This window comes from Bacteroides sp. GD17 (genome assembly GCF_038448625.1).
GTDB lineage: Bacteria > Bacteroidota > Bacteroidia > Bacteroidales > Bacteroidaceae > Bacteroides.
In genome coordinates, this window is record NZ_JBCEZS010000005.1 from 129,967 (window position 1) to 144,113 (window position 14,147).

A 14,147-nucleotide genomic window follows, 5' to 3' on the forward strand; every position below is an offset into this window, starting at 1 on the left:
CTACCTGTTACAAACACTCTCTCACTGCTGCTTCCAACTGTCCCAGCGCCTGCTCCAGCAGCGATCGCGGACAACCGATATTGAGCCGCATGAATCCCTCGCCCGGCTTGCCGAACATGGTTCCGTCGTTCAGCGCCAGGTGGGCTTTATCGGCAAAGAAGCGGGTCAGTTCCTCTTGTGGCAATCCCAGACCGCGGCAATCCAGATATATAAGGTAAGAAGCTTGCGGACGTATCATACCAATCCCCGGAATATGCTCGCGCAGATAGTTTTCGGTAAAGTTGATATTTCCTTTTATGTAATCGAGCATTTGCTCCAGCCACTCCTCGCCATGCGTATAGGCAGCAGCCGCACCGATATAAGCCAGCAGATGTCCTTCGCTGAACTCGCCCGCCTCCATAAATTCCTGAAAACGGTGACGAATATCTTCATTGACGGTAATAGCGTACGAGCTTCCCAATCCCGGCATATTAAAAGCCTTGCTGGGCGCCATAAAGGTCAGCGAGTTCTGTGCCGCAGCTTCGGACACGGTAGCAAACGGATGATGCTTGTAAGGCGCCAGCGTCAGGTCGGCATGTATCTCGTCGGAAATGACCAGCGTGCCGCTATCCCGACAGATGTCGGCTATCTGCTGCAACTCCGTTACCGTCCACACACGCCCACCGGGGTTGTGGGGATTGCAAAGAATCAGTGCACGGCAACCTTGGATGTCACGGGCAAAGCGGGTGAAATCAATCTGATACTGTCCGTCGCGCAAATCGAGCGGAGAGTAAACCACCTCGCGCCCCAGGCGCTCCGTCACCAGGAAGAAAGGATGATAGACCGGCGTCATCACCATCACCTTATCTCCGGGCCGGGTGAAACACTGCAAGGCAAAAGCCTGACCGCGGACAATGCCGGGCACAAAGGTCAGCATCTCACGCGTCACTTCCCAACCGTGGCGACGACTGAGCCACCCGCAGATAGAAGTGTACCACTCTTCACAAGCAAACGTATAGCCCAAAACTTCGTGTTCGAGGCGCTTGCGCAATGCATCTATCACAAAAGGCGGGGTGCGGAAGTCCATATCGGCCACCCACATGGGGAGCAGGTCATCACGTCCCCAGATATTCTTTACGCCGTCCCACTTCACCGAGTCGGTACCACGACGCTCTATTACTTCATCAAAATTATACTTCATAATGTTCATATAAAGGATTTACCATTTATTTGCTTGCAAAAGTACGAAATATCTTCGCTTTTTAAGTAATTTTGCAGGCAAGATAAAAAGAGACCCTTATGATTAAAGCCCTGTTTTTCGACATCGACGGCACATTGGTCAGCTTCGATACGCACGAAATCCCCGTTTCCACCCTCGAAGCACTGACTGCCGCCAAAGCCAAAGGTATACATATCTTCATAGCCACGGGACGCCCCGGAGTCATCATCAACAACCTCTCGGCTCTGCAGGAGCGCAATCTGATAGACGGCTACATCACCATGAACGGCGGATATTGCTTCGTAGGAAAAGAAGTGATCTACAAAAGCGCCATCCCTCAAACCGATGTGCATGCACTGATGGACTACTGTACCGAAAACGACTATCCGTGCATCGTAGTAGGCGAGAATGACATCTGCGTCTGCCAGCCCGGTGAGATGGTGAACCGCATCTTCCACGATTTCCTGAAGGTCGACATACTGCCCGTCAAGACTCCCGAAGAAGCGCTGCCGGAAGGAAAAGAAGTTTTCCAGATGACGCCCTTCATCACCGAAGAACAGGAAAAAGAAGTACTCCCCTCCATCCCTCACTGCGAGATAGGCCGCTGGTTTCCCGCCTTTGCCGATGTCACCGCCAAAGGTAACACCAAGCAACGCGGCATCGACGAAATCATCCGTCACTTCGGCATCCGCCTGGAAGAGACCATGGCTTTCGGAGACGGCGGCAACGATATCAGCATGCTGCGCCACGCCGGTATCGGTGTAGCCATGGGCAATGCCAAAGAGGATGTGAAAGCCTCCGCCAACTACATCACCACCTCGGTAGATGAAGACGGAATAGCCAACGCCCTGAAACACTTCGGGGTAATTGAATGAGCTTCGTCCCCGATACCCAGAACAAAGAGTTTCAAGACGCCTTGAACCTCATACAGTATACCCGTCAGTCCGTTTTCCTGACGGGCAAGGCAGGTACGGGCAAGTCCACCTTCCTGCGATACATCTGCGAGAACACCAAGAAGAAGCACGTCGTCCTCGCCCCTACCGGTATAGCCGCCATTAACGCCGGAGGCAGCACCATGCACAGCTTCTTCAAGCTTCCCTTCTACCCCCTGCTGCCCGATGATCCCAACTTCAGCCTGCAACGGGGACGCATCCACGAGTTCTTCAAGTACACCAAGCCCCATCGCAAACTGCTCGAAGAACTGGAGCTGGTCATCATTGACGAGATTTCCATGGTACGCGCCGACATCATCGACGCCGTAGACCGCATTCTCCGCGTCTACTCCCGCAACCTGCGCGAACCGTTCGGCGGTAAGCAAATCTTGCTTGTGGGCGACGTTTTCCAGTTGGAGCCCGTCGTAAAGGGGGATGAACGCGAGATACTAAACCGCTTCTACCCCACTCCCTACTTCTTCTCGGCAAGGGTATTCAGCCAGATAGACCTCGTCTCCATCGAACTGCAAACGGTGTACCGGCAGACGGACAAAGTCTTCGTCAACGTGCTGGACCACATCCGCAACAACACCGTCGGCGCCTCCGAACTGCAACTGCTCAATACCCGCTACGGCACGCAGATAGAGCAGTCCGAAGCCGACATGTACATCACCCTCGCCACCCGCCGCGACAACGTAGACTATATCAATGACCGAAAACTGGCGGAACTTCCCGGCGACCCGGTAACCTTCTACGGCGAAATCACCGGCGACTTCCCCGAAAGCAGTCTCCCCACCTCCAAGGAACTTGTACTGAAACCGGGCGCACAAATCATCTTCATCAAGAACGACTTCGACCATCGCTGGGTGAACGGCACCATCGGCGTGGTCAGCGGTTTCGACCCTATCGAAGAAACCCTCTACGTCATCACCGACGACGGCAAGGAGTGCGACGTCAAACCCGAATCATGGCGCAACATCCGCTACCGGTACAACGAAGCCAAAAAACAGATTGAGGAAGAAGAACTCGGCACCTTCACCCAATATCCCGTGCGCCTGGCATGGGCCATCACCGTACACAAAAGCCAGGGACTGACCTTCAGCCGTGTTGTCATCGACTTCACCGGCGGCGTCTTTGCCGGCGGACAAGCCTACGTGGCTCTGAGCCGCTGCACCTCGCTCGAAGGCATCCAACTGCGCAAACCCATCAGCCGCGCCGATGTCTTTGTCCGCCCCGAGATCGTCAGCTTCTCCGAACGCTTCAACAACCGGCAAGCCATAGACCGCGCCCTGAAGCAAGCCCAGGCGGACGTTCAGTACGTGGCCGCCGCCAAAGCCTTCGACGCAGGAGACTTCGGCACTTTTCTGGATGAGTTCTTCAAAGCCATCCACTCCCGCTACGACATTGAGAAGCCGAACGTGCAGCGCCTCATCCGCCGGAAGCTCAACATCATCAACCAGCTGAAGGAAGAGAACCGCGCACTAAAGCAAGCCGCCATCGAGAAAGATAAAACACTGGTGCGCTACGCCCGCGAGTACATCCAGATGGGCGACGAATGCCTGAAGCTGGACATGAAAGAGGCCGCCATGAAAAACTATGAAAAAGCCGTCGCCCTCTGTCCCAAATTCAAAGAAGCCTGGAAGAAGATAAAGAAGTTGGAGAAAGAAATGCTAAAAAGGTAACTTGCTTGTTTATAAGCCAATTATTCGCTACTTTTGTTCCGTCTAAACATTTCAGCCTATGCTACTGAAACTTTATGAAAAAAATAACAACCCTGCCGACCTGCAACAGGTAATCGACATACTGAATGACGGAGGGATCATCATCTACCCCACCGACACCATGTATGCCATCGGCTGTCATGGCCTCAAGGAGCGCGCCATCGAACGCATCTGCCGCCTCAAGGACATCGACCCCAAGAAGAACAACCTTTCCATTATCTGCTACGACCTGAGCAAGGTCAGCGAATATGCCAAAGTGGACAACACCACCTTCAAACTGATGAAGCGCAACCTGCCCGGAGCCTTCACCTTCATCTTGAACGGCACCACCCGGCTCCCCAAGATATTCCGTAACCGCAAGGAAGTCGGCATCCGCATGCCGGACAACTCCATCATCCAAGAGATAGCCCGTCTACTCGACGCCCCCATCATGACCACCACCCTGCCTCACGAGGAGCATGAGGACATTGAGTACAGCACCGACCCCGAACTGATTGACGAGAAGTTCGGCGACATCGTCGACCTGGTAATCGACGGCGGCATCGGCGGCACGGAAGGTTCTACCGTCGTGGACTGCACCGGCGGAGAAGCCGAGATCGTACGTCAGGGACTGGGTTGGCTGGACGAAGGATAAATCTCACTTTCTACCTGCTTGCTTCAAACTTTTCCAGTCTTTTTCGTGTTCTTTTCTATATAAAAGAATACGTATTTTATGAGCACAAAAGAACAATACTGGAAATATTCATTAATCGCCATCATCATCGGATTGGGTATCATCCTCTTCCGGCAAATCACCCCCTTCCTCGGCGGACTGTTGGGGGCAATTACCATCTATACCCTGGTAAGAAAGCAGATGATACACTTGTCCGACAAACGGAGAATGAGACGCAGTGTTGCCGCCACACTCATTACGGCGGAAGCCATTCTATGCTTTCTCGTTCCACTGGGGCTGGTAGTCTGGCTGGCGGTGGTCAATCTGCAAAACATCAACCTCGACCCGCAGGCCATCATCGCCCCCTTCGAAGAAGCAGCCAACATCATCAAGGCCAAAACCGGATATTACATATTGGGAAAAGACACCGTCGCATACGTCATTTCGACTCTGCCGCGCATAGGGCAAGCTATCATGGCAGGCATCAGTAGTTTTGCCGTCAATGTGTTTGTGCTCATATTCGTGCTCTACTTCATGTTGATAGGCGGGAAGAAGATGGAGCAATATATCAATGATATTCTTCCTTTCAATGACGTCAATACCCGGAATGTGGTGAACGAAATCGACATGATTATTCGTTCCAACGCCGTCGGCATCCCTCTGCTGGCAATCATACAGGGGGGTGTAGCCATGATAGGCTACTGGATATTCGGCGCACCCAATATCCTATTTACAGGCTTCCTGACTTGCTTCGCCAGTATCATCCCGATGGTGGGCACTGCATTGGTATGGTTCCCGATAGCTGTCTATATGGCATTGGTCGGTAACTGGGTCCAGGCCATCGGCCTTGCCGTCTACGGCGGTGTCGTCATCTCCCAGCTCGACAACCTGATACGTTTCATCATTCAGAAGAAGATGGCGGATATTCATCCGCTCATCACCGTCTTCGGAGTAGTTATCGGCCTGCCGCTCTTCGGTTTTATGGGTGTCATCTTCGGCCCGCTGCTGCTCTCCCTGTTCTTCCTGTTTGTGGATATGTTCAAGAGGGGGTATTTGGATGTGGGGAAGAGGCAACAATAAGAGCTTAAAAGCTGAAGTTCGCGCAAGTTTCAACTTTAGTTTTTTAATACTGCTACCAGCACTCCGTCACTAACACTTATAAGGAATTGATAAATAGATATTTAAACCGTGTTGGTAAGCGTGTAGGTAGCGTGACGGTAAATGCTTACCAGCACGCTTTTCGGGAGATAATTTTAACAAATATAAATTATATTATACTCATATACAACCATTTACTTCTATTTTCACAAGCGTTCCACGAACGTAAGCAAATAACTTCTATTAACACGAAAAAAGAGGGCTTTTCAGCGTTTCCTTTGCGATTATAAGCTCAAATGAGGTAGAGGAATGCGCATTTGCTTCGTTTGTTTTGTCCTTTTGCCTTATACACAATCTCCTTCACCATTATCTATTTCTTCGTCCCTCGGCTGCGGGCCGAACGGTTCTCGTACGAGGGCTGTACAGCCCACAGCTGTCCCCCGAACAGCCTCAAGGCGAGGGACGAAGAAACGAATAAGGCAGAGGGGCAAAACAGATAAAGCAATAGGCAAATATACTGCTTTATGTATCCCTTTTTTCTTAGTAACTTTCCAGCTTATCCTGCTTCAATCGCTCCGTCGCAGCAGAAATGAAAAACCTTCTAAATAAATCCGCAAATATTGTGGACTTAACTGGCGGAGTAAATGGGTATCTCCTACAAGGCGCTCAACGACCGGACACTTATGGAGCGTTTAAATAAAATACGCAAGTATGCTGCCTTGCTTTAAAATCCCGTCATCCATCTGTCCTCGCCACTACACCCGAAGGAGTAACCTTTTACTCTTCGTATTCCAGCACCTTCCTCAGCGGAGCCAGCAACCGTTCCAGCACATTCCTGTCAGCAAGAATAATGTCAGCTGTGCCCTTCAGCTCCCGGGAGACGGGAAGCTGTTTTTTATAATTGGTTTTCAGGCCATCCGGCAAGGTGATTTCCACCACATACATGCCTTCTTCGGTCGGAGCAGGCGAAACGCTCTTCACCTCCCCTTTCACGTAGCCGAACTCCTGATCGGGATAATTATTTAGTCGGATATGCACCCGCTGGCCGGCATGCACTTTACCGGAGCCCTGCAAGGGAAGCAACGCCTTACCCAAAACCATCGAACTGTCCGAAGGCTGAACCATAAAGACCGTTTCGCCCGACTTTACATTCTGGTTACGACTCCATACGGTCATAAAAGTAACTCTACCACTGACAGGGCTTTTCAACAGATAAGAATGCTCCCAAGCACTCAGTTGCGCAGACAGTTGCTCAACGGCATTCTTCAAATCAGTCCGGTGGTTTTGCTCCTCATCATAAGCTTGCTTACGGATGTCCAGCAAGTTCTCTTCATGCTGTACCAACTGCATTTCGGCCTGAAGCAGACTCATGCGGGCAGTCTCCCGTGAACGGAGGCTTTGCAGATATTTGCTTCCCGACTCTTCATACTCGGAAGCAATCATGGCATTACGAACATACAGGATAGAATCGCGGTCGTACATACTCTGAGCCAGTTTCACATCCTTCTCGATCAGTGTATATTCCCGTTCGGCCAGGTGGAGATACGACCGTTGCCCGCCCAACTGCTTCTCCTCGGCACTCAATTTCTTTGTATAATAATCCAGCTCCATAAAACGGGCATACCCCGTAAGGGAAGTGATAAAAGCCGCATAAGAAGACTGCAACTCGCCCAACTGCAACCGTTTGCCCGCAAAAAGCTCCATGCCTTTCTGCCAGTCATAATCTGCTTTATTCCACGCCTTCATCTGTTCCGACAGCCAGCGCACATCTTCAGAAGAAGCCGCATTACTGATAACACCCAAATCGGCATCCGTCTCAACCGGGCTGCCGTTTGACACATAAAGCGTATCCAGCTTCCCCGTGGCATGGGCCAACACAAAGGCAGGAGGTTCTTCCGTGGCAAGCGTCACCTCTGCCGTCAAAGTATCAGGGTACTTGAAAATCCAGCAACCTATCAGAATAATTACCAAAATAACGAACACAACGGTAATGCCGCACCTCACCACCCACGGTGAAATATGGTTCATCACCTCCTGCACTTCTTCGCTGCGCAGTTCTATATCCTTATATTTCTTCTCTTCTTCTTCCATCAGCTACCCAATTCCAACTGGTTTTTCACTAACTGATAATACAGTCCTTTCCGCTCCGTCAGTTCCTTGTGCGTGCCCTCTTCCGCAATGCGTCCTTTGTCCAGCACTACTATTTTATCCGCATCCCTCACCGTACTAAGGCGATGCGCTACCACCACAACCGTTTTTCCTTTATAGAACTCATGCAGATGCTCCATGATTTCTTTCTCATTATTGGCATCCAACGCATTGGTTGCCTCATCAAAAAAGAGATACTCCGGATTCTTGTATACCGCACGCGCTATCAGCAGACGCTGTTTCTGCCCCTGGCTGATGCCGTTTCCTTCCATGCCGATTTTGGTATTATACCCCAGCGGAAGCGAGTCTATGAAATCGCGGATATTGGCTACCGTCACAGCATGGCGCAACCGTTCTATATCAATCTGCTCCTCTCCCACGGCAATATTCTGCGCAATGGTTTCGGAAAAGATAAAGCCGTCCTGCATCACGGCTCCCGTCTTGGCACGCCACAGATGCGGATTAATATTCTCCAAGGGCGTTTCATTGACCTTCACCGTTCCCTTATTGGGTGAATAAAAGCCGAGCAACAATTTTACCAGAGTCGTCTTTCCGCTACCGCTTGTTCCTACAATGGCAGTCACTTTATGTTCGGGGATATGCAGAGAAACATTATCCAGCACATAATTCCGGTCGGCACCGTCGTAACTGAAAGATACTTCCGATATATTCAAATCACGCTTCTCGGGCAAAACGGAGAGTTTGGAAGTGATGTCCTGCTCTTCATCCGGCTTCCCATGCACCTCGTTCAGACGTTCCAAACTGATTTTAGCATCCTGGCACTGCTGTGCAAAACCGATAAAAGAAGATACCGGTGCACTGAGCTGACCTATGATATAGGTGAGGGACATCATCATACCCAGTGTCATGTGACCTTCCACAACTGCTTTGGCTGCAATAAATGAAATGATAATATTCGTTGTCTGATTAAAGAAGATGGAACCCACTTGCTGCACTTGCCCCAAAGCAAGTCCTTTCACGCTAATCTTAAACAGCTTCACCTGGATGCGTTCCCACTGCCAGCGTTTTTGCGTCTCGCAGTTGTTCAGCTTTATCTCCTGCATGGCAGTCACCATCTGTATCAGGCTACTTTGTTCCCCGGAAGCCTGTGCAAAACGACGGACGTCCAGTTCGCGACGATACTTCATAAAGAAAAGAATCCAGGCTATATATAAGCTGTTGCCCAAAAGAAAGATGCCCAATACCGCCAGATTATAATAAGCCAGCACAATGGCAAAGATGAAGAAATTGACAAAGGAGAACAACGTCGTAATGGAAGAACCGGTCAGGAAAGTCTTGATACGGTCATGGTCGCCGATACGCTGCATGATGTCGCCCACCATCTTCGTGTCGAAGAAATGAAGCGGAAGTTTCATCAGTTTGGCAAGGAAATCGGATATCAGAGAGATGGAAATGCGCGTATTGACATGAAGCATAATCCAACTGCGGATAAACTCCACGGAAAGCTGGGACACGGATATGACAATCTGGGCAACCAGTACCAACGTGATGAAGTTCAGATTGCCGTCGCGAATACCGATATCTACCAGTGCCTGGGTCAGGAAAGGAAGAATAAGCTGTAGCAGGCTGACCGTCAGCATGCCCAGAATCAGTTGCCGTAACTGCTTTTTGTAAGGAGTGAGGTATTTATAGAAGAAAGCCAGTTTCCGTACTTTGCCTTCATCTTCGTCCTCTTCTGCATAGAAATCCGGTCCCGGTTCCAAAGCCAAAGCCAGCCCTTTCTCCACGCCTCTCTGTTGGGTCGATATCCAGCATTTGCTAAGTTCCTGCTCATTATAGGTGACCAGCTGTCCGCCCGGATCGGCAATCTGGAAGCGATATTTTCCCTTTTTCTTTTTGACGCCGTAGCAAACCACAAAATGGTTCTGATTCCAATGCAGGATACAGGGCAAAGGTATCTCATTCACCAATTGCTCTACAGAGGCAGATACACCCGCAGTGCGCATCCCTATAGACTCGGCCGCATCGCTTATGCCCAACATGGAAACGCCCTCCCGGGAAATGAAAGAACGCCTTCGGAGCGTCTGCAGCGAATACGACTTTCCATAGTATTTAGCAATCATGCGCAGACACGTAGGACCGCAATCCATTGCATCCAGCTGAGCATAAAACGGAAAACTCTTCATAACTTAAAACCCCATTCTATGTGTGTCTACCTGTTTCATTCTCTTCTCTTTATATCCACCGAACAAATAACGGACGGACAAGGACAGAAAACGGTTATCTTTCCTACTATTCAATGAATACCGAAGTGAAGTATAATCCGAATGTTCTTTCATCCGGTAAGTATTGAACAAGTCCTCGCCTTTCAGGATAAAGTTCCAGTGTCCCTTCGCGGGCTGCCACATCAGGCTTGCCGAAGCATAGAACAAGTCTTCCACATCTACCATTCCCCTGATGTCCGGCAACTGGTACGAACCGGACAGTTGGAACGAAAGGGTCTGAGGCTTATTCAGTATAAAGTTGTTTGTCAGCACAATGGTGCCCGACAGCTTATCACGGTCGAAAGCAATCTCTTCGAACGAGCCTTTCATCTTCCGGATAAAGAAGTTTGCAGAAAGCCTGGAACTGACAGACTTATTCCAACTCACCGGCACCACTCCCACAATGCCGAACCGGTTGTTGTAATCGAAATTGGTAAATTTGTAACTTGCCTGGAGTTTATCGGGATACTGATAGAACAACCGGGTCGAATAATCCGGATTCACTTCGCCAAACGCTCCGATAATATACCGGTTATTCAGGATATAATTCACATTCAGCTGATAGGTTTCATAAGGTTTCAACTGGGGATTCCCTTCTTCCAGATAATAGGGATTGACATAATTCTTACTGGGGTTCAAGTCCCAATAAGACGGATAGTTCTTCTTGCTGGAGAAGGTAACTTGCAGGATGCGGTTCGGCTTCAGATTATACCTGTAAGTCAGACTGGGATATAGAAACCAGTCTTCCCACAACGTCTGCTTATCTCCCTGCTTTTCGATCTCGGCATTAAAATACTGAAGCATCAGCGAAGCGCTCAACGTACTCTTCTGGCCTAACTTCTGACTCCAACTCACAAAAGCGTCCAGGGATTTCTCCTTCTGCCTGGTAGAGAAACTGTCATCATCTTCCGACGTTCCATCCCAAACCGTAAAATGGTCATTGTCCGTCATTGAATAGAATCCGTCCATTCCATAGGACAGGGTACCTTTTCCCAATTTGGTGGAGTTATGGACATACAGATCGAACTTCCTGATGTCCTGCGTCGATTCCGAAGCAAGCTTCGTGTTCTGCCCCGCGTCCGTACTCAGCAGATTCTGCTCCGAGGTGAACTTAAAGAATATGGCATCCGCGCCTATACTCCATGAACCGCGTTGATATTCGGCGATTATAGAATGCAGGTGCTTGTCATTGGAGTATTTGTTGCAGCTTTCTACCGGCATACCGTCATCAATCACCATATCGGTACCGATCTTGGGTTTATGATCATTAAGCTGCAGGGAATAGAAAAGATTTAAAGAAGACTTGTCCTTAAAATCAATATTGAAATTCGAAGTCACGCGGTGTGCAAATGCTTTGGAGCGCTGTTTCGTCTCCACCGAGACGTCGTGCATCCGATCGCCCACCGTATGGTCGGAATTCAGTGAAAGTTCATAGTGCTTGTCCGTATTCCCCAAGGCATAACCCAGATCCCAGGACCAGCGTTTATTGGATAAAGTAAGGTCCACGCCACCGGTCTGGTAATAGTAAAAACCTTGGTAGAGCGCAGTGCGAAGTCCTCCTTTAAACTGAAGATTGTCTGTTCGTGCCTTGTCGAGGACGATATTGATGGAGGCACCGTTCACACCATACTGGGGAGGGGTATTATAAAACACTTCCACGGACTTGACCTGCGAGGGCGAGGTTGTCGAAAGCATTTCTTTCAGCTGCTCGGGAGTCATATTGCTCACACGTCCGTTCAGTATAATGGTAGTTCCTGTCGTACCTACAATTTCGTAATTCTCTCCTATCTTTTGTATACCCGGTATCTCCTCCAAGATATCCAGCACATTGCTCACCGGGCTATTCTTGATCAGCCCTTTTACATCGTACTGCAATGCTCCATTTCCCTTAACCTTCAATACAGGAGTTCTGGCTGTGACGATAACTTCGTTCAGGGATTCCGACTTCTCTTCCAGCACAATCTTCCCCAACAAGGCCTTCGAGCTATTGACGCGCCGAGTTTTATAAGCAACATGCTGAATGATGGTACTGCACGGGACTGTGCCTTCATTAAATCCAAATTCCCCCTTTTCATTCGTAACCGTAGCCCCCACAAAAGTAGAATCTGCTTTCTGCAAGATAACAGCAGCTGCAACTACCGGCGAACCGGTCTTATCGACTACCAAGCCCTTAATGTGCTGCGCTTGCACCGTCAGAGCTGAAAGGAATAAAAAGGCACATATAATGAATTTCATAAGTATTTATTTTCAAAATAAAAACGCAATTTTACTCATTCGGGTTCTCAATATAATGCATAACCTGGCTTTGCTGCAGCGGATGATTCATTTCTATTTTGCATATATTTGAGTTCAGTTTCCGGATCTGCTTCACACGACACTCTCCCTGCAACTTACAAGAAGTGCAATTCGGGCAATTCGGTAACCTGTAATACTGGAATACCTTTTTCGGATCACGAAAATCATCAATAACTTCTCTTGCCAGGTCCTGACCGTACAGCGTGGACAGCATCTGTAATGCATTTTCTCCGGACAGTTTAAGCTTCAGATAATCTCTGCAAGCCAGGAAATATTTAGATGTAACATTGTTCTCTGCTATATGCAGTTCGAAATACTTCAAACATTTGGCGCCATCTCCCAAATAATAGGCTAATAACGAAGCCAGCAGTTCTATAGACAATTCTTTCAAATCCTTATTTACATTATATACGAAGGCTTTCTGAAAGTCGAACTTCTTTTCTTTCATTAAAGCATAATTCTCGTCTATCGCACGAAGCAGAGAGCTCGCAATCTCATCATCAATACGCCCCAGCCTGTTGACATTTCCCAAATTCTTCATCGAATCCGTATACTTGCCGAAAGGAACCGGCTCTGCCTTATGTATCTGGCTCATACCGGGAACAACCACGTAATAGGTAGGAAATCCCAAAATAGAATTGTCCCGGATATATATATTATACCCCATCTTCTTCACTAAATCCATGCAATAGCGCAAGTCTGCCGCATTGGACATTCCCAAGTCCTGATTGAAACCTTGAAATTCGTAAGAAAAAGTATCCTTAAAAATAGATGCAGGCCAGTAACCCTTGCCATAAACAAATATGTCTGCCAAATTGTTCGCGATCTTCTCTTTTTCTTTTTCGTCAGCAGAAGCAGTATCTATGAATTGATAGGGCAAACCATGAAAGTAAGTCGTTCCCTGATGTATCTCCGTCAAGCATCTTTCCAATGCAATGGCGGGAATACAATCCACCCCTATTATAAAATTATACATTTGCCTGGTTTTATCAATAATAATCAGCCCTATAGCAGGAATGCCACTGCCTAAAGAACAGTCTTTCACGATAAAATCATAACCGGCTTTACTCTTTAAAGCAAGAATCCGGTTGTATACAGCACTGCCTTTAAAGTAATCAAGGGGAATAGTGGGCGGCGTTAACTGCTTCCAATAAATTTCATTGATAACATATCTTTCAAGAATCTCACAAATGGCCTGCAACATAGCCTCTTTAGGTGAATTTCCTGAAGCCATACCATTGGAGCCCGTCATCAATAGCAAGAATTCTATCGGCAGGAAGACTTCTTTTTTATCTGCAACAGAATAAAACGGAATGGCAGTCAGTGTTTGTTTGTCCGACACCTTGGACAAAATGCTCCTTATGTCAGTGTCAGCAGAACAATCACAAAATCTTTTTAAATCTTCTCCTATATCCCCTACAAAATAATCCGGGGTTACTTCTTTCTCCTTTACATCATAAGAGAAACTATAACTGTTGAGGTCATTTTCATCTGCAATATCATACTCATTCCAAAAGGCATAACTACTGAATACTTTGCTGGCTGTCACTTTCTTAGGATCTAACAATAAACGGTTTTGCAAACGTTCTATAAACTCGGCATAGCCACTGGCCAAAGAGTACTCAAAAGAGCGCCCTTTCCCATTAGTGCCTATGTTCAGAGGCAACAAACCATTATTTCCAATCTTTACCCGGCAAGAATACAAGCCCTCCTGAAGCACGTGTTTCTCGCATAATAAGATACCGATATCATTCAATATATTTCTTATGTTATTAATGGTTTGTTCGGGTGGCAAAACTTTATATTGTTTCATCTAAATTGAAATATTTAGTTAGCATAGACTACGGATAGATTACAAGAAAAGACAAAAGTGGACAT

9 protein-coding genes are annotated in these 14,147 nt (G+C 48.2%); 4 read left to right on the forward strand and 5 right to left on the reverse strand.

The genetic code is table 11. From position 1 onward, the window contains the following. Nucleotides 1–7: 7 nt before the first annotated feature. Nucleotides 8–1,180 (reverse strand): MalY/PatB family protein, encoded by a 1,173-nt coding sequence (locus AAE250_RS09595; protein WP_294597844.1) that lies wholly within the window; start codon nt 1,178–1,180, stop codon nt 8–10. Nucleotides 1,181–1,278: 98 nt separating this feature from the next. On the opposite strand from AAE250_RS09595, the gene AAE250_RS09600 reads away from it, so the two are divergent. The 4 genes from AAE250_RS09600 (at nt 1,279) to AAE250_RS09615 (ending at nt 5,583) form a co-directional block, all read left to right on the forward strand. Further along, complete coding sequence (locus tag AAE250_RS09600; RefSeq protein ID WP_294597847.1) at nt 1,279–2,073, forward strand: Cof-type HAD-IIB family hydrolase; 795 nt, start codon at nt 1,279–1,281, stop codon at nt 2,071–2,073. Then, the gene (locus AAE250_RS09605; RefSeq protein WP_294597849.1) at nt 2,070–3,812 is read left to right on the forward strand and encodes an ATP-dependent DNA helicase; all 1,743 of its coding nucleotides are present in this window, start codon (nt 2,070–2,072) and stop codon (nt 3,810–3,812) included. The genes AAE250_RS09600 and AAE250_RS09605 overlap by 4 nt, the downstream gene beginning before the upstream one ends. 58 nt (nt 3,813–3,870) lie before the next feature. Then, nucleotides 3,871–4,485, forward strand: a complete 615-nt coding sequence (locus tag AAE250_RS09610; RefSeq protein WP_294597852.1) for an L-threonylcarbamoyladenylate synthase — start codon at nt 3,871–3,873, stop codon at nt 4,483–4,485. A gap of 78 nt (nt 4,486–4,563) precedes the next feature. Continuing rightward, nucleotides 4,564–5,583: an AI-2E family transporter gene (locus tag AAE250_RS09615; protein WP_294597855.1), complete on the forward strand. Its 1,020-nt coding sequence runs from the start codon at nt 4,564–4,566 to the stop codon at nt 5,581–5,583. 795 nt (nt 5,584–6,378) lie between these two features. Here the strand turns inward: AAE250_RS09615 and AAE250_RS09620 are convergent. From AAE250_RS09620 to AAE250_RS09635, 4 genes are read right to left on the reverse strand one after another with little or no spacing between them, the layout of a single operon-like run. After that, nucleotides 6,379–7,692: an HlyD family secretion protein gene (locus tag AAE250_RS09620; RefSeq protein ID WP_294597858.1), complete on the reverse strand. Its 1,314-nt coding sequence runs from the start codon at nt 7,690–7,692 to the stop codon at nt 6,379–6,381. Next, nucleotides 7,692–9,896: a peptidase domain-containing ABC transporter gene (locus AAE250_RS09625; RefSeq protein WP_294597862.1), complete on the reverse strand. Its 2,205-nt coding sequence runs from the start codon at nt 9,894–9,896 to the stop codon at nt 7,692–7,694. Before AAE250_RS09625 ends, AAE250_RS09620 begins: the two co-directional genes overlap by 1 nt. A gap of 3 nt (nt 9,897–9,899) precedes the next feature. Further along, on the reverse strand, nt 9,900–12,209 hold the full coding sequence (locus tag AAE250_RS09630) for an outer membrane beta-barrel family protein (RefSeq protein WP_294597865.1): 2,310 nt from the start codon (nt 12,207–12,209) through the stop codon (nt 9,900–9,902). Nucleotides 12,210–12,240: 31 nt separating this feature from the next. Beyond that, complete coding sequence (locus tag AAE250_RS09635) at nt 12,241–14,082, reverse strand: YcaO-like family protein (RefSeq protein ID WP_294597868.1); 1,842 nt, start codon at nt 14,080–14,082, stop codon at nt 12,241–12,243. Nucleotides 14,083–14,147 lie beyond the last annotated feature (65 nt).

Excerpts from the sequence above, each read along its gene's own strand:
- AAE250_RS09630 (WP_294597865.1), bottom strand. The coding sequence starts at position 12,209 with ATGAAATTCATTATATGTGCCTTTTTATTCCTTTCAGCTCTGACGGTG.
- AAE250_RS09635 (WP_294597868.1), bottom strand. The coding sequence starts at position 14,082 with ATGAAACAATATAAAGTTTTGCCACCCGAACAAACCATTAATAACATA.
- AAE250_RS09615 (WP_294597855.1), top strand. The coding sequence starts at position 4,564 with ATGAGCACAAAAGAACAATACTGGAAATATTCATTAATCGCCATCATC.
- AAE250_RS09605 (WP_294597849.1), top strand. The coding sequence starts at position 2,070 with ATGAGCTTCGTCCCCGATACCCAGAACAAAGAGTTTCAAGACGCCTTG.
- AAE250_RS09595 (WP_294597844.1), bottom strand. The coding sequence starts at position 1,180 with ATGAAGTATAATTTTGATGAAGTAATAGAGCGTCGTGGTACCGACTCG.
- AAE250_RS09600 (WP_294597847.1), top strand. The coding sequence starts at position 1,279 with ATGATTAAAGCCCTGTTTTTCGACATCGACGGCACATTGGTCAGCTTC.
- AAE250_RS09610 (WP_294597852.1), top strand. The coding sequence starts at position 3,871 with ATGCTACTGAAACTTTATGAAAAAAATAACAACCCTGCCGACCTGCAA.
- AAE250_RS09620 (WP_294597858.1), bottom strand. The coding sequence starts at position 7,692 with ATGGAAGAAGAAGAGAAGAAATATAAGGATATAGAACTGCGCAGCGAA.
- AAE250_RS09625 (WP_294597862.1), bottom strand. The coding sequence starts at position 9,896 with ATGAAGAGTTTTCCGTTTTATGCTCAGCTGGATGCAATGGATTGCGGT.